General features: G+C 39.7%; 20 protein-coding genes and 1 pseudogene. 18 read left to right on the top strand and 3 right to left on the bottom strand.

Annotated elements, in window-relative coordinates; genetic code table 11:
• The first annotated feature begins 1 nt into the window (after position 1).
• From HWV03_RS04845 to HWV03_RS04805, 9 genes are all read left to right on the top strand, one after another.
• On the top strand, positions 2 to 898 hold the full coding sequence (locus tag HWV03_RS04845; RefSeq protein WP_211678746.1) for a cytochrome c oxidase subunit 3: 897 nt from the start codon (positions 2 to 4) through the stop codon (positions 896 to 898).
• Between the two features lie 416 nt (positions 899 to 1,314).
• Positions 1,315 to 2,565, top strand: coding sequence for a DUF819 family protein (locus tag HWV03_RS04840; protein ID WP_211674305.1), 1,251 nt, complete (start codon positions 1,315 to 1,317; stop codon positions 2,563 to 2,565).
• Between the two features lie 145 nt (positions 2,566 to 2,710).
• Positions 2,711 to 3,742 (top strand): dihydroorotase, encoded by a 1,032-nt coding sequence (pyrC, locus tag HWV03_RS04835; protein ID WP_211678745.1) that lies wholly within the window; start codon positions 2,711 to 2,713, stop codon positions 3,740 to 3,742.
• A 218-nt stretch (positions 3,743 to 3,960) separates the two neighbouring features.
• Positions 3,961 to 4,701 carry an SURF1 family protein gene (locus HWV03_RS04830; RefSeq protein ID WP_211678744.1) on the top strand — a complete coding sequence of 247 codons (741 nt, stop codon included), beginning with the start codon at positions 3,961 to 3,963 and terminating at the stop codon, positions 4,699 to 4,701.
• A gap of 2 nt (positions 4,702 to 4,703) precedes the next feature.
• Positions 4,704 to 5,234 (top strand): hypothetical protein, encoded by a 531-nt coding sequence (locus HWV03_RS04825; protein WP_211678743.1) that lies wholly within the window; start codon positions 4,704 to 4,706, stop codon positions 5,232 to 5,234.
• 25 nt (positions 5,235 to 5,259) lie between these two features.
• Positions 5,260 to 6,288, top strand: coding sequence for a COX15/CtaA family protein (locus tag HWV03_RS04820; RefSeq protein ID WP_211678742.1), 1,029 nt, complete (start codon positions 5,260 to 5,262; stop codon positions 6,286 to 6,288).
• Positions 6,285 to 7,181: a heme o synthase gene (gene cyoE / locus HWV03_RS04815; RefSeq protein ID WP_211678741.1), complete on the top strand. Its 897-nt coding sequence runs from the start codon at positions 6,285 to 6,287 to the stop codon at positions 7,179 to 7,181. Before HWV03_RS04820 ends, cyoE begins: the two co-directional genes overlap by 4 nt.
• Before the next feature lie 350 nt (positions 7,182 to 7,531).
• The gene (locus HWV03_RS04810) at positions 7,532 to 8,923 is read left to right on the top strand and encodes an L-serine ammonia-lyase (protein WP_211678740.1); all 1,392 of its coding nucleotides are present in this window, start codon (positions 7,532 to 7,534) and stop codon (positions 8,921 to 8,923) included.
• Between the two features lie 340 nt (positions 8,924 to 9,263).
• The gene (locus HWV03_RS04805) at positions 9,264 to 10,868 is read left to right on the top strand and encodes a wax ester/triacylglycerol synthase family O-acyltransferase (RefSeq protein WP_211678739.1); all 1,605 of its coding nucleotides are present in this window, start codon (positions 9,264 to 9,266) and stop codon (positions 10,866 to 10,868) included.
• A gap of 49 nt (positions 10,869 to 10,917) precedes the next feature.
• Here HWV03_RS04805 and cysB read toward each other — a convergent pair whose 3' ends face one another.
• Positions 10,918 to 11,892 (bottom strand): HTH-type transcriptional regulator CysB, encoded by a 975-nt coding sequence (gene cysB / locus HWV03_RS04800; protein ID WP_211674297.1) that lies wholly within the window; start codon positions 11,890 to 11,892, stop codon positions 10,918 to 10,920.
• Between the two features lie 103 nt (positions 11,893 to 11,995).
• Between cysB and HWV03_RS04795 the strand changes: the two genes are divergently transcribed.
• Positions 11,996 to 12,733, top strand: a complete 738-nt coding sequence (locus HWV03_RS04795; RefSeq protein WP_211678738.1) for a sensor histidine kinase — start codon at positions 11,996 to 11,998, stop codon at positions 12,731 to 12,733.
• Between the two features lie 56 nt (positions 12,734 to 12,789).
• The gene (locus tag HWV03_RS04790; protein ID WP_211678737.1) at positions 12,790 to 13,563 is read left to right on the top strand and encodes a DNA repair protein; all 774 of its coding nucleotides are present in this window, start codon (positions 12,790 to 12,792) and stop codon (positions 13,561 to 13,563) included.
• Positions 13,564 to 13,635: 72 nt separating this feature from the next.
• Here the strand turns inward: HWV03_RS04790 and HWV03_RS04785 are convergent, their stop codons facing one another.
• Together HWV03_RS04785 and HWV03_RS04780 are read right to left on the bottom strand one after the other, a co-directional pair.
• A complete protein-coding gene (locus HWV03_RS04785) occupies positions 13,636 to 14,919 on the bottom strand; it encodes a CinA family nicotinamide mononucleotide deamidase-related protein (RefSeq protein WP_211678736.1) in 1,284 nt (427 codons plus the stop codon).
• Between the two features lie 167 nt (positions 14,920 to 15,086).
• Positions 15,087 to 16,184 carry an RNA-guided endonuclease TnpB family protein gene (locus tag HWV03_RS04780; RefSeq protein WP_211678735.1) on the bottom strand — a complete coding sequence of 366 codons (1,098 nt, stop codon included), beginning with the start codon at positions 16,182 to 16,184 and terminating at the stop codon, positions 15,087 to 15,089.
• Positions 16,185 to 16,256: 72 nt separating this feature from the next.
• On the opposite strand from HWV03_RS04780, the gene tnpA reads away from it, so the two are divergent.
• The 7 genes and pseudogenes from tnpA to HWV03_RS04745 all read left to right on the top strand — a co-directional run bounded on the left by tnpA (position 16,257) and on the right by HWV03_RS04745 (position 22,611).
• Complete coding sequence (gene tnpA, locus HWV03_RS04775) at positions 16,257 to 16,676, top strand: IS200/IS605 family transposase (RefSeq protein ID WP_211678734.1); 420 nt, start codon at positions 16,257 to 16,259, stop codon at positions 16,674 to 16,676.
• Between the two features lie 597 nt (positions 16,677 to 17,273).
• Positions 17,274 to 17,717, top strand: a complete 444-nt coding sequence (locus tag HWV03_RS04770) for a hypothetical protein (protein ID WP_211678733.1) — start codon at positions 17,274 to 17,276, stop codon at positions 17,715 to 17,717.
• Between the two features lie 615 nt (positions 17,718 to 18,332).
• Positions 18,333 to 18,590, top strand: a complete 258-nt coding sequence (locus HWV03_RS04765) for a hypothetical protein (protein WP_211678732.1) — start codon at positions 18,333 to 18,335, stop codon at positions 18,588 to 18,590.
• A 66-nt stretch (positions 18,591 to 18,656) separates the two neighbouring features.
• Positions 18,657 to 18,904: pseudogene (locus HWV03_RS22525) on the top strand (transposase); the annotation flags it as partial.
• A gap of 80 nt (positions 18,905 to 18,984) precedes the next feature.
• Positions 18,985 to 19,569, top strand: a complete 585-nt coding sequence (locus HWV03_RS04755; RefSeq protein WP_211678730.1) for a type 1 fimbrial protein — start codon at positions 18,985 to 18,987, stop codon at positions 19,567 to 19,569.
• Complete coding sequence (gene pefC / locus HWV03_RS04750) at positions 19,566 to 21,917, top strand: PefC/AfrB family outer membrane usher protein (RefSeq protein ID WP_211678729.1); 2,352 nt, start codon at positions 19,566 to 19,568, stop codon at positions 21,915 to 21,917. The genes HWV03_RS04755 and pefC overlap by 4 nt, the downstream gene beginning before the upstream one ends.
• Positions 21,907 to 22,611: a fimbria/pilus periplasmic chaperone gene (locus tag HWV03_RS04745; protein ID WP_211678728.1), complete on the top strand. Its 705-nt coding sequence runs from the start codon at positions 21,907 to 21,909 to the stop codon at positions 22,609 to 22,611. Before pefC ends, HWV03_RS04745 begins: the two co-directional genes overlap by 11 nt.
• Positions 22,612 to 22,633: the final 22 nt, after the last annotated feature.

The following is a 22,633-nucleotide window of genomic DNA, read 5'->3' as shown; positions in this document are numbered from 1 at the left end:
AATGCAAGATAATAATGAATATGCCAAAGCCCCAAAAAACTACTATGTTCCAGCAAGTAGTATTTGGCCTTTCGTCGGTGCTATCGCGCTCTTTATTATTGCCATCGGTGCGGCAACGACAGTTCAGCAAGTAGATAAAGACGGTAGTAACAGCGGGATACCTATTTTATTAATAGGCATTGGCATACTGCTGTTTATGCTCATTAGTTGGTTTAGAAATGTGATAACCGAATCAATGAACGGGCTGTACAATCAGCAGCTTGATCGTTCTTTCAGAATGGGCATGTTATGGTTTATTTTTTCAGAAGTTATGTTCTTTATCGCGCTCTTCGGGGTATTATTTTACCTGCGTAATCTATCTATACCTTGGTTAGGCGGTGAAGGAAATAATGCCATGACTCATGCTGTGATTTGGGCTGATTTCATACCTCACTGGCCATTAACAATCACACCCGACGGACGAGAAACACAAGCCATGCCTTGGTATGGTTTACCGCTAATCAACACCATTATCCTGATTAGTTCATCGGTAACGTTACACTTTGCCCACCACAGCCTGATAGCAACACAACGTACAAAGTTAGTCATTTGGCTATCCATAACCGTTGCTTTGGGGGTTACTTTCTTATTTTTTCAAGCTGAAGAATATGTACATGCTTACCACGCATTGTCATTAAAATTTGATTCTGGTGTGTATGGCAATACTTTTTATTTACTCACTGGCTTCCATGGCATGCACGTAACGCTAGGTGTCATCATGCTTACCGTCATGTTATTTCGTATTATCAACGGGCATTTTACTCCGGGTAAACATTTTGCTTTTGAAGCGTCTGCTTGGTATTGGCATTTTGTCGATGTTGTGTGGATAATTCTGTTCATTTTTGTCTATATTGTTTAATCATAAACAAGCCTGACTATCACGAATATCTAACCCTCTAAACGATACTTAAATAAGTATAGTGATGAGGGTTAGATCACAGTTAAACACTTTTCTATTTATCCCTGTTTATTTTAGGCCGCTCATATCTACCTCTTTAGGCTACTAATTCCTGTTTTGTGATCTCACTTCAATCCACGTAACCACAGCGCCAGCGTGTACCAATTTCATGCAAATAAGGCTCTTTTCATACAAATAACACTTAAGATGCATACAATTCGACCCTGCGCACCAGGCGAAATATAATTCCAATTAAATTAAAGTAAATAACTACAAACTCTTCCAGTTGCTCAATAAGCAGTGATTAATGTATATTTCAATTCGTAATTTAGTTATTCATTACGCTTTTTATATACGTTAAACTGACAAGGAAGAAGATGGAAAATTCAATCAATCTTATTACCAACGATGCTGTAGTTATGGGTTTACTCGCAGTAATTTTGGGCGCGGTGTTCGTTACTGAAAAAAGTGAACATCCTTTTTGGAAGAAGTTTTACAAGTTCGTTCCAGGCCTCTTGTTATGCTATTTCCTCCCGTCACTACTTAATACGTTTGGAATTATCGATGCAAGCTCATCGAATCTTTACTTTGTCGCTAGCCGCTATTTATTACCAGCAGCGTTAGTGCTACTGATAATATCCGCTGATTTAAAGAAGATCATGGGCCTAGGGTCTAAAGCGATTATTATGTTCTTAACGGGCACTTTCGGTATCATGATTGGTGGCCCAATCGCGATTATTATTATTGACCAAATAAATCCTGACCTTGTGAGTGGCGATGTATGGCGTGGCCTAACGACAGTTGCCGGCTCATGGATTGGCGGTGGTGCGAATCAAGCCGCGATGAAAGAAGTATTCACTGTTGATGATAATTTATTCTCAGCAATGATCACTGTCGATGTTATCTGTGCCAACATTTGGATGGCCATTTTATTAGTCATGGCAGGTAACCAAAAACGCATGGATAAATGGCTTAAAGCTGATACGAGTGCGATTGATGAACTAAAAGCAACAGTTACAAAATATGAAAAAGAAAATGCACGTCCAATAACAACCACAGATATAATGTCAATTGTTGCAGTTGGTTTTGGTTTAACAGGTCTTGCACATTACTTCAGTGATAAAATTGCACCTTGGATTCAAATTAATGCACCTGAGCTTGCAAAATACAGCTTAACATCAGGCTTCTTTTGGTTAATTGTATTGGTAACAACATTTGCACTGATTGCGTCTTGCCTACCAATGTCGCGTAAGCTTGAACATGCAGGAGCCTCAAAAGTGGGTTCTGGCTTTATTTATATCCTGGTGGCAACCATTGGTATGAATATGGATATCACAGCTATTTTTGAAAATCCTGGTTACTTCTTCATTGGTATTATCTGGTTATCAATCCATGCCATTCTAATGATTGTTGTCGCTAAAATGATCCGTGCACCCTTGTTCTTTATGGCGGTAGGTAGTCAAGCTAACGTCGGTGGCGCTGCATCAGCACCCGTTGTTGCCGCTGCATTTCATCCATCATTAGCACCAGTGGGGATCTTACTTGCTGTAATGGGTTACGCATTAGGAACGTACGGGGCTTATATTAGTGGTTTGATGATGCAATGGGCTGCTAGCTTCGGTATGTAATTACATATATATAATAGAGGCCAAGTAAGCTAAAATTAACTATAGGCTTACTTGGTTTCGTCTTTTATCATCAATTAAGACTGCGTCTTTGACTTCCCCTACATTACTCTTTAGAATCTGCGGAAATTAGCGATGGAGAAATCAAATGGAAACTTTAACAATCACCCGCCCAGATGACTGGCACCTACACCTTCGAGATGGTGATGTTTTAAAACATACTGTTGCTGACATTAGCCGTTACATGGGTCGTGCTATTATCATGCCTAACCTTGTACCGCCGGTAACTAATGCTGAGATTGCCCAAGAATACCGCCAACGTATCTTAGCTAACGTACCAGCCGATTCTTCATTTAGTCCATTAATGACTATCTATCTTACCGATCAAACAACTGCTGAAGATATCCGCGCAGCAAAAGCAACCGGAATTGTTTATGCGGCAAAGCTTTACCCAGCTGGCGCAACAACAAATTCATCATCGGGTGTAACATCAATTAAGAATGTTTACCCTGCACTACAAGCATTAGAAGATGCAGGAATGCCATTGCTATTACATGGTGAAGTAACAGATGCTGACATTGATATCTTTGACCGTGAAAAGGTTTACCTAGATACAGTATTAAAACCAGTTATTGCTGATTTTCCAAATTTAAAGATTGTACTTGAGCATATTACCACTGCGGATGCAGTTGAATTTGTAAATAATGCCAGTGACAATATTGCAGCTACTATCACAGCACACCATTTATTATTCAACCGTAATCATATGCTAGTGGGCGGTATTAAACCTCACTACTATTGTTTACCAATCTTGAAGCGTAATACGCATCAAGCAGCATTAGTTAAAGCAGCTACAAGCGGTAGTAATAAATTCTTTCTTGGTACAGATTCAGCACCACATTCCGATGACAAAAAAGAGTCAGCTTGTGGTTGTGCTGGCGCTTATACTTCACATGCTGCGATTGAGCTTTATGCAGAAGTATTTGAGCAAGAAAGTGCACTTGACAAATTAGAAGCATTCGCAAGCTTCAATGGTCCTGACTTTTATAACTTACCACGCAACGCTGACACTATTACGCTAGAAAAATCGGCATGGAAAGTACCTGAAACGTTACCTTTTGGTAACGCTAAAATGGTGCCAATCAGAACAGGCGAAACTATCGCCTGGCAAGTAAAATAACGCACGATTGAGTTGACCTTAATCTCACGTTAATCATTACAATTCTGATGACACCTCTATCCCAGCGTCCTTCGCTGGGATATTCATCTGTAAGCTGTTAATTAAATTTAACTTTATACTGTTTTCTTACCAATTTATAAAAACATATCTATCCTTAATTGTATGCTCAAAATGGGCGTTTATAACATTATCCAAGCCGTTATTTTTTAAGGTTAAATATGCAGACTTTATTTAGCACTATGCAATGCTATAAATTCTCCAAACGCTTAATCAGTTTTGTTCTGTTTAGCCTGCTCGCGATTGTCGTTTGTATAAAATTAGGGTTATGGCAAGTCTCCCGCGCACAAGAAAAACAAGCGCTATTAGATATCAACCAACCGGCACTCACATCTCTCACTCAAATAACCGCAGACAGTTTACATCGGGAGGTATCTTTATACGGTTATTTTGATAATGAAACACCGATATTATTAGATAATCAAACTTACAATAAACAGTTTGGCTATCACTTGTATCTTCCCTTTCACAGCGATAAAAAAATTATTCTCGTTAACCTTGGTTGGTTACCTGGTTCAGCGTCCCGTTCATTACTACCTGACATTCCGCTACTGACAGGACATTATCAATTAGACGGGACTTTAAGTGCACAGCAAGGTTCACCTTTGCTTCTTGGTAAGAATATCGCACCTACAACACAAGGGCCTTTGGTTATACAGCGTACCGATATACCTCAACTACGAACCACGCTAAACATGCCTCTCAATCCGCTACTATTACAACTAAATCCAGACACACACATCGGCTTTATTAAAACATGGACGATAACGGTCATGCCTCCCGCTAAACATACGGCTTATGCAGTCCAATGGTTTGCTTTAGCATTCGCGTTAAGCCTATCGAGCGGCTATTGGTTAAAAAGGTATCAAACTCAGTATAAACAAATGCAAGATAAGGATTAGTCATGCAGAAAAAGCCATTATTCATCATCATGGGTTTATTTATAGCGCCCATTTTAATCGCTAAATTAGTGCTAGTTAATGACTGGTACCAAGGGGCTAAAACCAATACAGGAAAACTCTTATCACCACCGCTAACCATGTCACAGCCACCACAAGCATGGTTACTGCTCTATAATCCAAGTGATAGATGCGCACAACAATGCCAACAGAGTTTATGGCAAATGCAGCAAGTACATACATTACTGGCCGCCGAAGGAGCGAGAGTACAGCGCTACCTAACGAAATATCCAGTAACAGTCATACCACCAGCAAACTTATCTCGCGATCACGTTGAAATACCAGCCCTAGAAAAATTTCAATTAGGTGAGATAAACCAAAACCAATTATCCACGGATACACTATATTTAGTTGATCCGCATGGGAATATCTTTATGCGCTATCAATACCCCGCAGATAGAACTGCGGCAATAAAAATATCAGCGGGCTTATTAAAGGATTTAAAACGCTTACTTAAAATATCGAAAATTGGATAAGTCAGCGAATATACAAGGATTGTCTATGTCAAAACTGCTCAACCTGACGATACTACTTGCCTTTCTAGTGGTTGCACTCGGGGCTTACACGCGCTTAACCGACGCAGGGCTTGGGTGCCCTGATTGGCCGGGCTGTTATGGTTTTAACTCTGTCCCTACCAATGCACAAGATATCGCATCAGCTCAATTAGCTTATCCTGATAAACCACTGCATACCGAGAAAGCATGGAACGAAATGATCCATCGCTATATTGCAGGACTATTAGGCATGCTTATCCTGCTCATTTTCATCACTTGTGGCAAGCGCAAACAACAAGTTCCATTAGCGACTTTGTTAATCTTATTAGTGCTATTTCAATCTGCTTTAGGTATGTGGACAGTGACCATGAACTTGCAACCCATTATTGTCATGGGGCACCTATTAGGCGGGTTTAGTATTTTAGCACTGCTTGTATTACTTCGATTACGGCTATCCAATATAAAAGGGACACTCATCCAAGCTACGCAAACACTAAATAACAAGGTTATATTACCAACACAGCGGCAACGGTTGATCCGGATCCAATTATATTGCGGCATTGCCCTGCCGATATTAATCATTCAAATTGCACTCGGTGGCTGGACAAGCTCAAATTACGCCGCCATTGTCTGCACTGACTTCCCAATATGCAACGGTGACTGGCTCAGCCGTTTTAACTTTAGCGATGTATTTAGCCTGAGTCCTTTGGCCGAAACTTATCAATACGGTGTGCGCGATACGATCGCCAGAATGAATATTCATGTTACTCATCGGATTTGGGCTGGTGTGACCTTCATTTTTTTACTATTAACCGCCTATCAATTATTTAAATCACAACCTGAAAAAAAAATCCGCCTTACGGCCAAAGTACTCGTTATCGTTTTATGTTTACAAGTCAGTCTGGGGGTAGCAAACGTGTTTTTTCAATTACCACTGAGCATTGCTGTGGCACATAATTTAGTCGCTGCGATCCTACTCATCACCTTAGTAACCCTACTTTGGTTAAACCAACAGCAACTGCAAGAGGTGTTATGAATACGCAATCAATCAAATTAACGCTCACACCAAACTGGCGCGCATATTATCAACTAACGAAGCCCAAAGTCGTTGCCTTATTGTTATTGACCGCTTTAGTCGGGATGGTACTCGCCTTACCCGATTTACCTCCACTCAGTTTATTAGCTCCTGCATTAATCGGCATAGGGTTACTTTCTGCCGCCGCCGCAGCATACAATCATATTCTTGACCAGCGTATTGACGCCATCATGACCAGAACCCACCACCGGCCATTAGTACAAAATACCATTAGCACACCAAAAGCATTATTTTTTGCTACAAGTATGGCAATAATCGGTATGGCAACACTCTTTGTATTTGTAAATGCGTTAACCGCTTGGTTGACCTTTGCCAGCCTGATTGGTTATGCCGTCATTTATACTATGTACTTGAAGCGAGCTACACCACAAAATATCGCGATTGGCGGGCTAGCTGGTGCAACACCACCGCTGCTTGGCTGGACCGCAATGACGGGAGAAGTGACTGGGCAGGCATTATTATTGGTGATGATTATTTTCATTTGGACACCGCCACACTTTTGGGCACTGGCCATCCATAAAGAGAAAGAATACGCCAAGGCCAAGATACCTATGTTGCCCGTTACTCACGGCGCTGAGTACACTAAGACTCTGATATTGCTTTATACACTGCTATTACTCCCTGTAACCTGGCTACCTTGGCTCACCCAGTTAAGTGGTCTACTCTATTTAACTGGTTCTACTATCCTAGGGATAAGTTTTATTTATTACGCTTATCGCTTAAAATTCAGCCCTACGCGTAAAACTGCATTCCAAACATTTAAATTCTCAATCATACATTTAATGATGTTATTTATATTATTATTAGTTGATCACTGGATTATTAATTATTAACAGAAAAACACCCCAGCCACACTAAGCCATTAATTATTAAAGGTAATAATGACCACATAAATTAAGGTCATTATTACCTTGGCACTCGAAATATCCTACCGGAGCAAATAAAGCAAAACTTTACACTGCAATTATGAAACATAATGAATTGTTATATGGGATCAATCTCTAAATAACAGTACGGACTGCTATATTGACAGTTGTGTTTTCCAATTAAAGCGCTATGATAACGACCTAAAAATTTGAGAGATTAAAAAAAAGTTTAGTCTCTATTATTCTGCCTAACAAGAGTCTGTTAGCGCGCTATTTATTTAAGCTTATATAACTTAAGCATCTGCTGAGGAATTACTATGATCAGTGTATTCGATATCTACAAAATTGGTATTGGTCCATCTAGTTCTCATACTGTTGGTCCAATGAAAGCTGCCAAACAATTTATCGACGACCTACGAGCGACAGGGAAGATCCGCGAAGTCACTCAAATCACAGTGGATGTGCATGGTTCATTATCGTTGACTGGTAAAGGTCACCACACTGATATTGCTATTATCATGGGTTTAGCAGGTAACTTACCTGAAACTGTTGATATTGATGCGATCCCAGAGTTTATACACCGTGTTGAACAAACACGTCGTTTACCAATCGGTCTACACTGCCATACTGTTGATTTTCCCGCTTCAGCTATGAACTTTATTGATGAACCGCTTGCACTACATGAAAACGGTTTGAGTATTCATGCTTACATCGATGGAGAAGTTTCGTTCACAAAAACGTATTACTCTACTGGTGGCGGTTTCATCGTTGACGAAGAAAACTTCGGTTTAACACAAGGTGAAACGGCAGACGTTAAATACCCATTTACCAACGCCGCTGAATTAGTCGCACACTGTAACGAAAATGCATTATCTATCAGTGCATTAATGTTAGAAAATGAGCGTTCTTTCCGCAGTGAAAATGAAACATATCAATCGTTTTCTAACATTTGGACTGCAATGTCTGAATCTATTGAACGCGGTTGTAAAACAGAAGGTTTACTTGCTGGTCCATTACGTGTGCCACGTCGTGCTGCCGCGCTTAAACGCCAACTAGAAGCCAGTGATGGTTTTAACACTGATCCAATGACTATCATTGATTGGGTTAACATGTTTGCACTGTCTGTTAGTGAAGAGAATGCAGCCGGAGGTCGAGTAGTAACAGCTCCAACCAATGGCGCAGCGGGTATCATCCCGGCTGTATTAGCTTATTACAATAAGTTTATTCGTCCGCTAACGCGCGAAGAACAGACTAAGTTTTACCTTGCTTCAGGTGCTATCGGTATCCTATACAAAACGAATGCATCAATCTCTGGCGCAGAGGTTGGTTGCCAAGGTGAAGTGGGCGTATCCTGCTCAATGGCAGCAGCTGGTCTTGCTGAATTAATGGGTGCAAGTCCTTCACAAGTCTGCCAAGCGGCTGAAATCGGCATGGAGCATAACTTAGGTCTAACTTGTGATCCTGTTGGTGGCCAAGTACAAGTACCTTGTATCGAACGTAACGCGATTGCAGCTGTAAAAGCGATTAACGCTTCACGTATGGCAATGCGTCGTACCAGTGAGCCTTGCGTATCGTTAGACAAAGTTATCGAAACTATGTACGAAACAGGTAAAGACATGAATGCTAAATACCGTGAAACGTCACAAGGTGGTTTAGCAATTAAAGTATTAAATGTAGGCGACATCAAAAAAGCCCACACTTGTACTTAATCTGACACTAACCTAAATAAGCATAGATTATTTAGGTGTAGATAAAGTAAAAGCCAGAATGTGCTCGTCACTATTCTGGCTTTTTTATACCACAAAGAAAGTAACCACAGACCACCTCATAACAGGCATTATGCTTCCCTCACCCCTTTGATTACGCATTTCTTTTAATACTCAGCAGCCTATGGCATAAACACTCATACTTTTAGGTGTAAATAGCAGTGATTAGCATCTAGACTAATGACTTTACTCTTTAATTATTTTCTACTCATTAGGTCACTTATTCTATTAAAATCGCACGACGTAGCTAGCTGTCCGCTCTGCAAAAATGAGGGAAATATTAATGAAAGCGCTCACTCTACCCGATATGGGTTTCCTATATTGCGAAACGGTATCGCGGCCAAACCATGTAGCTGCAATGCAAGTTTTTGATATTCCGAATGACTATCAAGGCGATTACGGTACAGACCTATATCAACAACTGATGCTATTCACGCAAATAGAAAAACCTTTTAATTACAAACTATATACAGCTTACTCGGGCATGATGTACTGGCAAGAGGATGATAATATAGACCTTAATTATCACGTTCGCCGCGTTCGCTTACCTCAACCGGGGACACGAGAGCAACTCATTGAATACATAGAACACGCCCACTCAAATCTGCTCGATCGTAACCGTCCATTATGGGAAGTACATTTAATTTCAGGTCTCGCTAACAATCAATTTGCGGTTTACCTAAAAATGCATCACGCTTTCACTGATGGTGCTAAAGGTAACCAAATAATGCTTAGCTATTTATCACAACAAGCCGAAGGTCCATTACAAGCATTTTGGAGCCTAAAAGGCTTTGAAGGCAAGCAACCTAATCCTGAAATTAAAGCGGGTTTAGTGCATAAATTGAGACAAAACAGCGCTTTATTAACAAAACAAGTACGTGCAATACCCTCGATTATTGGACTTGGATCTCGGTTGTTATTACAAGCTGTCAACGTTTATAAAACCAGTATACCAACGCCATTTACAGCTCCCAAAACGCCATTTTCAGTCAGTCCTAAACGTGCTCGCCGCGCCGCAACCAGCGTACTCCCACTTTCACGAGTGAAGAACATAAGCAAAATAGCCGGAACGACGATCAATGATGTCGTGGTGTGTATTTGTGATATTGCATTACATCGTTATTTATCCGACCTTAATTATAAGCTTAAGCAGCCGCTAACAGCACAAATCCCGGTGAACCTTAGGGCACCGAACGACACCATATCAAACAACCGCATTGCAATTACTATGGTGGAATTAGGTCACAGCAATACAGTACCACTCGCTCGATTAATGGCAATTAAAGAGTCTTGTAATAAATTAAAGAAAGAAGCAAGATCATTATCAGATGAAGCGCTAACGAGTTACACACTGGCAAGTCAGGGGTTAGCGGTAATCAGTGAGCTACTGAAACTCGATGATGTGTTACCACCAGTCGGTAATGTGCTAATCTCAAATGTGCCAGGTCCGCGTAAGCCCATGTATATGATGGGTGCAAAAATGCAAGAGTGCTTCCCGTTATCAGCATTACCACCTGGCATGTCACTGAATATAACACTGTACAGTTACATGAATAATCTCAATGTGGGTTTAATCGCATGTCGAACAAATCTGCCTGATCTGACGAAATTATCCGGCTATATCGAAGATGCATTTACAGAGTTAGAACAAGTCGTGATGAGTAGTGCTATCGATATTGTTAGCGAGCAAATCACACGGCTTACCCATGATGATAGTCTGTCACAAAGTATGCATGCGTTAATTAGTGTGATTAACGATAATGCTTGCTCTTCCGTCGTACGGGGTTCTGCGAAGAAAGAAGTGGGAAAAATAAAAAGTAATCATAAAAGTACAGCCAAAAAGAAGCCAAAAAAGGTAACTAAACAGGCTGAAAATACCCTCGGCTAAGTACACAGTGTTAGCCGAGTGAATACTATTTCGTTATCTAGTTATCTAGTTACCTCGTTGATAGCTGGATATCTTTAAACATCTCATCAATCTCTTCTGCTGTTTTTAGCATAATCGCTTTATCAACAATATCTCGCGTTAAATGCGGTGCAAATCGTTCCATAAAATCATACATGTAAGTACGTAAGAACGTCCCTTTACGGAAACCAATTTTAGTCGTACTCGAGGTAAATAAATGACTTGCATCGATGCGAACTAAATCATCATCAATTTCGTCATCAAATGCCATTGTCGCCAAAACACCGACACCAATGCCCAATTTCACGTATGTTTTAATCACGTCAGCATCGGTTGCGGTAAAGACAATTTTAGGCTCTAAGCCCGCTTCATCAAACGCACAATCTAATTCTGAACGACCAGTAAAACCAAATACATAAGTCACCAATGAATATTTTGCGATATCTTCAACCGTGATCTTACCAACTTTCGTTAATGGGTGACCCGGTTTAACAATAATTGAACGGTTCCAGTGATAGCAAGGCAGCATTACCAGGTCGCTGTATAAATGCAATGCTTCAGTGGCGATAGCAAAATCAGCAGTACCTTTAGAAACTGAATCACTGATTTGTGCAGGCGTACCTTGATGCATATTTAGTGATACATCAGGGTAACGTTCAATAAAGCCTTTAATTACTTTTGGTAATGCATAACGCGCTTGGGTATGCGTAGTCGAGATATTTAACGTACCTTTAGAGGGGTGCGTATGTTGACTAGCAACAGCTTTAATACTCTCAACTTTGCCTAGGATATCAGCAGCAATACGAATAATATCTTTACCAGCAGGTGTCACTTTAGTGAGGTGCTTGCCGCTACGCTCGAAGATCTGTACACCGAGTTCATCTTCTAACATACGAACTTGTTTACTAATGCCTGGTTGCGAAGTATAAAGACTTTCTGCTGTCGCAGACACATTCAAATTGTGATTTAGGACTTCAACTATGTATCTAAATTGCTGTAACTTCATTCGTGATGTGCTCTATATACCAAATAATTTATTGTATTCTAACAAAACATAGCAGAATACTGTTATTTATTCTTAATAATATATCCTAGGGGTAATTACTTTTATGCCGAACAACAATATGATGACCCCTTTAAACGATAACACTAAACCAAGTAAAGACACCGTTGATTATGCATTGATCCTAACATCTGCGGTACATGATATGAAAAATTCATTGTGCCTCTTATTACAATCAATTGAATCGATGTCTGCAGATATCCCCCCCTCGCAAGATGACCATAAACATGGCGCTAAACTCGCTGATTTACACTATGAAGTATTACGTCTTAATAGCGGCTTAATCCAAGTACTTTCTTTATACCGTGATGAGCATGATCAGCTACCATTAAACATTGCCGAATGCTTTATTTCAGATTATTTCAATGAGTTTCGCACTAAAAATCAGATGTATAGTGACAGTCATAACATTGAAATTAATATTAACATCGATATCGATCTCGCTTGGTATTGTGATCACAATTTAATTAGTTACTTATTATCAGATGTATTCATCAATGCATTACGCTACAGCAAAGGACAAATCCTCGTAACGGCGAATGTCGTCAATAAAAAGCTTGTGATCGAAATTGCCGATAACGGCGACGGCTACCCTGACAGCATGCTCCAAGCACAGCACTGTGCAATGGGCGAGTTAAGTTGTAAGCAAGGGCGTACTGGGTTAGGCTTGTATTTTGCTCGATTAATTGCTGGCGCGCATATAATTAAAGGGGAAATAGGACATATCGCGCTAACAAATGGTGGTAGTCTTGGTGGGGGTATCTTCACGTTAACACTACCTTAACTAAAGTATTTATAGTAACATCTTATATACCGCAGCAAAATTAGGTCTATTATACAATGAAGTTCACTCTTATGATTATCGCGATTGCTGTCCTACTATTTTTGGTGATCGGTTATAACATCATCTTACAATACAAGCGTAAAGCTGAAACCGAAAAACGCCAGATAATCATAAAACACAGACAAATCATTGAAGAAGCTGAAGAACTGCTGCTAAACTCAACATCACTACCTTACAGTAAAGTACTTACGTTAGTGCTACATAGCCGTATGCATGACTCACTTACAGCGACATTACAAATGGACCCTTCCCTACCACAAGTCCGTCAACGCTTAGTGAATGTTAAAGCGCAAATGGCCCAATTAAAAGATGCACCAGCACAGACTGAAAACAAAATGTTTCGCTCTCCGAATTCAGATAGAGAAGCGATTATATTATTACAACAAATTAAAAAAATTCGCGCAGTATTACGTGTCGAGCATGCAAAAAGCAAACTTAATACCCAAACATTTGTGATTGAAGATCGTAAACTTGAACTGATGCAACTGAACGTCAACATTGATAATTTATTGAAGCGGGCTTATGAAGCACGGGCAACGAGCCAATTTGGTTCTTGTAAGCAATTACTCCGTAAGGGTATAGATACCTTAAATAATATTAATGATAAAAATGAATCCCTTATCAATAAACACCAAACGCTCACCTCTTTACTTAATGAGGTGAACGAACAACTCACTCAAGCTTCATCAGATGATTTAAAAGATCGCCAAGACAAAGAAAACGAAAAGAATGAATTAGACCTGCTGTTTCAACCAAAACAGAAATGGTAAAAAGTAGAATAAAAACGCGTTGTGATTGCTTAATCTATGCTGCTATCACAACGCTATTACAGTATTAAAAGACTAGTTCTTCACCTTATCCTGTTCAGCTCGACGCTCTATTGAGCCAAATTCTGCCGCTAAACTTAATCCCAACAACTCTCTTCTCAACATATCTAAAGCTACGTATAACGCCACCGTTCTGATCCCCTGTCGACTCCATCGCGGGATAAATAACAATTGACTGTAAGTGTGTGTCTTACTCGCCAGAGCAAACGCAACCGTGCCGACTGGTTTTTCTTCGCTACCGCCACCTGGACCAGCAATACCGGACACTGCAATACCAAAGTCAACCCCCGCATTCAGCATCGCGCCTTCAGCCATCTCGGCAGCAACCTCTATTGAAACAGCTCCGTGGTTAGCTATCGTCGTTTTATCAACATTGACTAAGCGACTCTTAGATTCGTTACTATAAGTCACATGACTCGAATCGAGGTAACCAGAGCTACCCGCGACAGCAATTAATTCACTCGCGATAAGTCCACCAGTACAAGATTCCGCAAGCGATAATGTTTGCCCTTTTTCGAGTATTATATTTTGCAAGTATTGTGCAAACGAATAATCCCCTTCGAACAGCACAAACTCACCAAGCTCTGCAAGTACTCGCTCTCTAGCCTTCGCTAAATCAGCTTGGACTATCGATAATAATTTCACTTCAACAGTCGGAAAATCAACGCGAAAGCCCAACGTAATTGACTGGGGAAGTGACAATGCGGCTAAGCGCTCATTCAACACTGATTCCGAGATACCAAATGTTTTAATCTTGATTAAAGTAGGTATTTTTACTGGCGTAAAACGTTGTTGGATATCGGGTAGTATTTGCTCGGTAACCATGTGTTTGAATTCACTTGGCACCCCAGGGGTAAAGTAAAAACGAGCACGATTAAATTGAAAACTAAAACCACATGCAGTGCCAACAGGATTATCAACCACTTCGCTACCTTGTGGCAACCAAGCTTGTTTTTCATCACTCACAGACAAAGTACGATTAGATTTGGCATATTTAGCCACTAAATGAGCGAACCACTCTTGAGAAAATGTTAATGGTACGCCCATCGCTTTCGCCGCGGCTTCAGCACTTAAATCATCTGATGTTGGACCTAAGCCACCATTCATGATCACCACATCAGCACGAAGGCTTGTTTCCGTAATAATATCAATGAGCGATTCAAGATCATCCGCAACCGTATGACGGCGCGTAAACTCACGACCTTGATGAAAAAAAGATTGTGATATCCATGCCGCATTGGTATCGACAATTTGGCCTGATAATACTTCGTCGCCAGTACTAATAAATTCAATCCGCATTAACAGTCCTTATTATTTGCTCTACCCGTCAGTTTGAAGTACCCCTAGCTGAAGCAAGGGGATTCTTGTCGTCAACGGTTTAAGCATTGTGATACTAAATCACTTTAGACTTCTAAAACCTCTTACAAGCATTTAATGTGTCGGTACTACCTACCGCCACAAATTATTTAAGCCGCTAACCTTAATCCCTCATTGTGGATATTGATAGCGGCATTATGATCTCTATCGTGGATAGCACCGCATTCACAAGACCACGCTCTTATAGCTAATGACCATTTTCCAGAATACAGCGAACCACACTCATTACACATTTTGCTTGATGGAAACCACTGGCTAATAGCTGAAACTTTACGCCCATACCAATCAGCTTTATATTCTAACTGCCTTACTATTTCACCGAAATTAGCATCGTGGATATGCTTAGATAGCTTGCGGTTCTTAACCATGTTTTTGACTTTTAATGACTCAATGCCTATTAGTTGGTTTTCTTGGATAAGTTTTGTTGTCATTTTGTGGGTAAAGTCTTTGCGGGAATTTGCTATCTTTTCGTGAATTTTAGCAACAGAAATTTTTTGTTTTTTGAAGTTGTTAGAACCTTTTTTCTTCTTGGCTAGTTTGCGCTGCGCTTTAGCTAGTTTGTTAGCATACTTATTTGTTAAACGCGGATTATTGAACTTAGTCCCATCCGAACAGATAGCAAGATCTTTAATGCCAACGTCAACGCCTACCGTTTTATTAACTACTGGCAGTTTTTTAATATCCTCTTTAACTAAGGTACTAACAAAATACTTACCTGATTTAGTTTTAGATACAGTCAACGAACTAGGTTTACCAGTAAATGAGCGTGACCACTTAATCTTTAATGGTTGCTTCATCTTTGCAAGTGTTAGAGATTGTTTATCTTCATCCCACTTAAAACCATTACTCATGTAACTTGCTGATTGATTGCCGTGTTTATTTTTAAACTTAGGATAACCAAAACCAGATTTAAAGAATGATTTAAATCCTTTATCTAAGTGCTTTAATGATTGCTGCAATGGCACACTTGAAACATCTTTCAGCCATGCAAAATCAGGATTCTTTTTTAGTTGAGTCAGGTTTTTAGACCAATCATTATAATTAGTTTTATTGCCTAAATCGTATTGTTCTTTAGAGTACCCAAGTGCTGAATTATAAGCGAAACGAACACAGCCAAACGTATGCACAAGCATTAACGCCTGTTCATTATTTGGGTAAACTCTGTATTTTCGTGCGATTAAATTCACTTGGTCTTACCCCTTGCTTTCGTTTAGTATACACACCTAAACATCGCAATCAACAGTTGGTCTACTTTAATTATGACGCATAAGAATGAAACAGAAGTAAGAAAAGGTCGGCACTGTGTTAGCGCATTACATGCACATTTAGTATTCGTGACAAAATACAGGCGCAAAGTGTTTAATGATGCAATGTTAAATCGGTTAGAGGCGATACTATTAGATGTGTGTAAAAATTTTGAAGTTGATTTAGTCGAATTCAACGGTGAACAAGATCACGTTCATTTGTTAATTGAATACCCACCTAAAGTACAATTAAGTAAGTTAATTAATTCACTTAAAGGTGTTAGCTCAAGACTAATGAGAAAAGAATACCAAGAAATACACCGCTACTTGTGGAACGGTGCGCTGTGGTCGCCTAGTTACTTTGCTGGATCTTGCGGTGGTGCATCACTTGATGTATTAACAGCTTATATAGAACAGCAAAACAGACCTAAGTAATGTTAATGCTACGCATTAAAGACTTACATCCCCGACATAAATGACGGGGTTTTTCATCTGGACCAATAAAAAAACTTTTTTGAAGCAATCAAAATATGGGAACGAAATGTTAATGAGCCTTCATCGGTTAGCCTTTATAACTTAGGTTTAGCTTTTAACCATTCCGAAGTTTCACAAGATGCAGATGCCATTGATATATGGCGATTAACTTTAAAAAGAAAACCTGATTATGAAAAAGCACAAGGCAAAATAAAAGAGTCATTACCAAGGTTAATAGAACTTGCTGAAAATGCTCATTCAATTTGTGACTCTGTATTAAAGGAAGAACTGTATTGCTTAAATTATATCAATCCATTTCAATTGCTTAACCATCCAGCTGATATATAGAGTGAAGTTGACGCTCTTGATTTTAAGAAAACACAAAAGCTTAGAAAAAGGTTATTACAGGAAGTAGAGCTTGAGGATGGTTGTATCCATTGGCTATCTAATATCCAAATTGATAGATCTAAAGCTATAAGTTTATGTGATGAATTACACGATAAACAAAAACTTGAATTTCATCGCCAAGTCTATAATTGCAAGCCACTACTTAGATTTTTGACACTAGGCGAACATGCTCATTTTTGTGTTGATAAAAATCACTCCCCTATAGAAATAATAGAGCTATTAAATAACTCTGAAAATGGTTTTCGTGAATGGCTAAGTACACCATTCAGTTGCCAATTCAATCAAGTACTTTCCACCGCAATAGAAAAAAAATATTTGGATATTATCGAAGTACTTCTTGATGGTAGAAGGTGTGTCACTTCATCATATACTGAAAATTGCTTCGTAAATTCAAAGAAAAAAATATCTGAACTTACAAAAGAGTTAGTTGCATTAGAAGTTGATTCAGAGTTTGAGAAACCTGTTTTAGACGATATTAAAGCCATTGAAGATATTATAAATGAAGAACGTAAAAATGAAGTGCATTTAACCATTGGTTCTAAAAAAGAAAATTTAAATATTACTAAAGACGGAATTCATCGAGGTGATAAATAGCTTGAAAACCACCGCTACGTAAATGCAGTTTGTTAATTAGACACAATACATTTCGATACTCCTCCTTCATTAATGAATAAAAGAATACATCTGGTCTTACCTGCACTCCACTTTTATCAATATAAATCCGGGACAATGCTTCATATCCGATTATATCTTTATTAGCATCAGCAATAGCTTGAAATGCACTGCGAACAATATAGCCTTTAAAAGAAAGAATATAACTACGTTTATATTTGCAATAATAAATATTCATTAGTCACTATTCATCAAAAAAAATAATAAATTAACTTAGCTAAGCATCATGATATGTCACGCCAACTTTTTATATTACTCAAGTAGCGACTTTTATAAATTAATTAAAGTTAATAAAAGTTAATAAAAATTAATAAAAAACTAATAAAAAACTAATAAAAAATTAATAAAAAATTACCCACCCATACTTCATGGCGAAATTAAAATTAAAGCCTCACTTTAATTGCGCCTAAACAAATCACACCTTAATTATTTTTTAATTATTTTTAATTGTATTTTAATTACTTATCAATTTCAAAATGTAACTATAGACCCGAAAAGAAAAGAGAGCAACCTGTCACGTAAGAAGTGAGGGGAGTTATGATTAAGAGTGACACAGTGACGACAACAAAACATTTATACATTGGCAGCGTAGTGCTCAACCTAAACTCAGGGATATACTTTACCAATGGTGATGATGCAGCACAATATAAAAAGATGGGCAGTAATGAGTTATTACTACTCAACGTCTTACTTGAAAACATTGGAAATATCATAGAAAAAGAACGTCTCTTAAATGCGATATGGACTAACAAAGTTGTTACAGACAGTTCATTATATCTGCGTCAAGCAATATGACTATAAAGAATTTTTCGGGGGTCGGTTATGTCCTATATAACAATAAACAAGCCAATACAAATTCTTATTGTTGGTGACAGTGAAGTACCACCCTCGTTGCTCACCCCTCTACGTCGACGTATTTCAGAGGTCTCAGGCGATGGTGCGTACGACACAAAAGAGTGTCATAAAATACTGAAGAAAAAAAGATAAAACCACTTACCCCACCACGAAAAAGTGCTGAATTTTGGGAAGGTGGACATCCGAGAAATGAAGCTGTAATAGCACTCAAAGCGGGTGAACTGAAACAGTGGAAAGCAGATACTGGTTATCACTACCTGCTATTGAGAAGCTGGTAGTTCGAGATGTTATTTTTAGGATAATTATATGTGTCGATGAATTTTATGGAGAGTGTGTGAGTAAACAATTAGTTTTTTTTATGGGTAAAATATATCTACTGTTATTAATAATGTTAAACGTACCGGTTGTTTACGCTGAATCTGAAATATTGTTGCGAAGCCAGCTTTATGTTGAAGGGTTTGTTGTGGGCTCAACCTGCTCTGTTAAGATTGAAGGGAATAACGGCAGCATGATTGATTTTGGTGAATATAATCAAGCGTCGCAAACTGGACTTCGAACCGTTCCGTTTTTTGTCAAACTTTTTCAGGATGACCCATCATCGCCTGGGTGTGATGCGTTTATGGGCACCCCTGGGAGGGTAACACTTAAGTTTGGTGGTGACTCAACGAATCAATTAGATGAATCAGGGGTTGTCACTCACGGAGCTGGTGGTGACATTCGTATTGCAATTACCTCAACGGATGAGAAAGCTAACGTTGATAGCAAGGGAAAAATAATATCTGGACATTCAGAGTTAACTTATTCAAAAGACTTCGCCCAAGAAGGTGTATTCTCGTTTAGCGCCAGGGCGGAAGGATTACAAGAAGCAGATGCAGGGCGTTATCATGGGTCGTTATCGTTAGTGATGTCTTATAAGTGAACAATAAATTATGCAAGTTTATCGTAGGTATATTGATTAGTTTGTACGGTGCAGGGCTAAAAGCTAATGAGCTTAACTTATCCTTTTTGCAAGGCGGGGGCAAGGTAAGTGCGGCAGCTTGGGAAAGCTTAAACAGCAGGTACATACCAGGACGGTATTTGGTTGATGTAGACCTGAATGGTAAAACGTTAGGCAAGCGCCTTATCTCTATAGTGGATGAAGATAAGGATGAATTATGCTTGAGTGAAGCTTGGTTGCAAGAGGCTGGTGTTGATATTGATATCAAGTTCTATGCTGCCACGCTAAATCAAGCTCGCCAGTGTTACCACTTAGGACTTGAGCCCAATACGCAAATTGAATTTGATTATTCAGCGCAAAATCTCAAATTTATGCTCCCTCAGGCAGGTTTGTTACGACAGACTAAAGCGCTGCAGGGTTGGGATTACGGCATGAATGCAGTGCGCTTAAATTACAATGCAAACGTCAACGCGAATGATGTTGATGTTAATACATATGGCGGTTTTGGAATGGTTGTGAACGCAGGTGAGTGGGTGGCCAACAGCTCGGTGAGCGCGACTGAGAGTGACGTTGATGTTTCAATGGTGACCGCAACGCGCGCACTGCATGATTTGAAAGCGGATTTAACCATCGGTAAAACGTTTGTTAGCAACTCTCTGGTCGGTGGTGCGAGTCTATTGGGCCTTGGGGTGACAAGTAACAGTAGCATGTTACCTAATGATATCGGATATACCCCGAAATTCTCGGGCTTTGCGAGCACCAACGCCCGTGTCACGCTGATTCAAAATGACAAGGTGGTCCATTCGGAAATGGTGCCCCCAGGGCCGTTTAAAATAGAAAATGCCAACTTTCTGAATAGTGGTGATGTGCTTATGACCATCACAGAGGTTGATGGTTCCGTGAGCACTCAGCTTTTCCCGTTGACGATTCTGGCTAACATGCTGAATCCCGGAGAATTTGAATACGGATTTTTTGCAGGTCTTCGAGATAGCGGTCAAGAAAAACTGGATGGGGTTTTTGCAGCAGCGTCATATGGCTATGGTTTTAGTGAGTATACTGTCAAATCAAGTGCACTATTGCATGCAAAGTATGGCGCCGCAGGGGCTAGCCTTATTCGAGGGCTGGGTGGTTTTGGCACTATAGAGCTTGAGGGTGCTTATTCTGTTGCTCGATATGACGATAGTGATTTGCGTAATAGTGGTAAATTTTCCCTTACTTACGCAAAAACATTTGATAAAAACACTGATTTGAAGTTGGTTGGGGCGCAATACACCTCGTTAGGCTATGTGGAGTTCTCGGGTTTTTCACCCAAGGATAACGATGATAATAAGTTAAGCAAACAAAAAACTCAATATGAGGTGGGCCTTAGTCATCGGCTGTCTAATTCAATTTCGGCAAGTGTGTCAGGGTGGCACCGTGTTTATTGGAATAATAATAGGCCGAGCACGGGTCTTAGTGCCAGTGTGTCGACTCGATTTGATGGCCTCAGCTTGTCTTTGGGTGGTAATTACGGCAAAAGTGGTGATAAAGAAAATTATGGTGCTTCGTTATCAGTTTCTGTTCCGCTTAGTGGGTTTGGTCAGTCGTACAGCTTATACAGTAGCCTTAATGCAACAGATAGTGGCAGTCAAAGTATTACATCTGGGATTACATCTTCTATTGATAAGCTTGATTACTCCGCCAGTGTGGGGTGGGCGAACACGGGTGGTGATGAGACGTATTCGTTACACTCGAGTCACCAAGGAGAGCGAATGCAGCTTAATGGTAATATTTCACAATCAGGTGCGGATGCGACAGGTTCAGCTGCGGTATCGGGCTCTGTTATTATTTTACCGAAGCAAAAAGATATTATTTTTACGCGAAATATGAATGACACGATTGTTATTGCGAATGTAGCTGATACGGAAGGCGTTAAGTTTACCTCTTCACCGTATCCGACGAACAATAAAGGCAACACGGTCATTCCGGTGAGTAGTTATAGTGTGAATAACGTGACATTGGATGGGGCTACATTACCAATTGAACTTGAGTTGCTTACAACTAGTGAAACGGCTGTGCCGACGTCGGGCTCGGTTGTTTACATGCCCTTTAACGCGGTAAAGGTAAAACGTTATTTATTCCAGATAAAAGATAAGGACGGCCAGTTTATGCCTAGCGGAACATGGGCTACGTCATCAACAGGAGTTCCGTTAGGGTTTATTGCTCAAAATGGTGTTCTGTTTGTTAATTCGGTTGATGAGCTGAAAGGTTTACAACTTGGTCGATGCGCCATTAACGGTGCGAAGATTAAAGAAACTCACTTATTACAAGAGGTTACATGTGAATATTAAAAGAACAGTCGTAGTGGCAACGGTACTTTCATTTCTAACAATAATAACAATAAACAGTGCATTCGCAGCATTGGCACTTGATACAACGCGTTACATTTACAGTGGCGATATCCCGTTCATTGCAGCGACGGTAAATAATGGGTCAGATGCTAACTATGGCGCTCAAATATGGGTCGACAACATTGTGGAAGATGATACGCGCCCAGCGTTTATTGCAACGCCATCGTTTTTTAAAATCAAAGGCGATGGGCGACAGGTCGTTCGAATTATGAAGGTGTCGGACCACATGCCAAAAGATAAAGAATCTATTTATTGGTTGAATTTACAGGAAATCCCACCTGCACAAAAAGGCAGTGGTTTATCGATGGCTATTCGAACGCAGGTTAAGTTAATTTATCGTCCTGAAGCAATCGTAGATGGTCGCCCTGGTGCTGAGGCAAACTTAACGGTTGAGCGCCTTCCTGGTCAGCAGTGGCTAGTTAACACTACACCTTACATCTTTGCGATTGGTAGTGTGATTGATAACGATGATAAAGCGATAGTATTTAGCAGGGGTGATAGCGATAAGTTAACGATGTTTATGCCAGGAGACCAAGTCGATGTTACAGGTAGTAGTGTGAAGTCTGTAAGCGCACTCAGTGATTATGGCAGCCTGGAAACATATCAATTAAAAGCAAATAGTATTAAAAAATAAGATAAGCAAAACGTACAATAAC

It is taken from the genome of Moritella sp. 36 (genome assembly GCF_018219415.1).
Classification (GTDB): domain Bacteria; phylum Pseudomonadota; class Gammaproteobacteria; order Enterobacterales; family Moritellaceae; genus Moritella.
Note: the sequence above shows the minus strand (reverse complement) of the source record. Positions and strands in the feature narration are given on the sequence as shown.

Bases quoted from the DNA above. Each gene is read 5' to 3' on its own strand.
- HWV03_RS04845 (WP_211678746.1), top strand. From the start codon at position 2: ATGCAAGATAATAATGAATATGCCAAAGCCCCAAAAAACTACTATGTT.
- HWV03_RS04840 (WP_211674305.1), top strand. From the start codon at position 1,315: ATGGAAAATTCAATCAATCTTATTACCAACGATGCTGTAGTTATGGGT.
- pyrC (WP_211678745.1), top strand. From the start codon at position 2,711: ATGGAAACTTTAACAATCACCCGCCCAGATGACTGGCACCTACACCTT.
- HWV03_RS04830 (WP_211678744.1), top strand. From the start codon at position 3,961: ATGCAGACTTTATTTAGCACTATGCAATGCTATAAATTCTCCAAACGC.
- HWV03_RS04825 (WP_211678743.1), top strand. From the start codon at position 4,704: ATGCAGAAAAAGCCATTATTCATCATCATGGGTTTATTTATAGCGCCC.
- HWV03_RS04820 (WP_211678742.1), top strand. From the start codon at position 5,260: ATGTCAAAACTGCTCAACCTGACGATACTACTTGCCTTTCTAGTGGTT.
- cyoE (WP_211678741.1), top strand. From the start codon at position 6,285: ATGAATACGCAATCAATCAAATTAACGCTCACACCAAACTGGCGCGCA.
- HWV03_RS04810 (WP_211678740.1), top strand. From the start codon at position 7,532: ATGATCAGTGTATTCGATATCTACAAAATTGGTATTGGTCCATCTAGT.
- HWV03_RS04805 (WP_211678739.1), top strand. From the start codon at position 9,264: ATGAAAGCGCTCACTCTACCCGATATGGGTTTCCTATATTGCGAAACG.
- cysB (WP_211674297.1), bottom strand. From the start codon at position 11,892: ATGAAGTTACAGCAATTTAGATACATAGTTGAAGTCCTAAATCACAAT.
- HWV03_RS04795 (WP_211678738.1), top strand. From the start codon at position 11,996: ATGCCGAACAACAATATGATGACCCCTTTAAACGATAACACTAAACCA.
- HWV03_RS04790 (WP_211678737.1), top strand. From the start codon at position 12,790: ATGAAGTTCACTCTTATGATTATCGCGATTGCTGTCCTACTATTTTTG.
- HWV03_RS04785 (WP_211678736.1), bottom strand. From the start codon at position 14,919: ATGCGGATTGAATTTATTAGTACTGGCGACGAAGTATTATCAGGCCAA.
- tnpA (WP_211678734.1), top strand. From the start codon at position 16,257: ATGACGCATAAGAATGAAACAGAAGTAAGAAAAGGTCGGCACTGTGTT.
- HWV03_RS04765 (WP_211678732.1), top strand. From the start codon at position 18,333: ATGATTAAGAGTGACACAGTGACGACAACAAAACATTTATACATTGGC.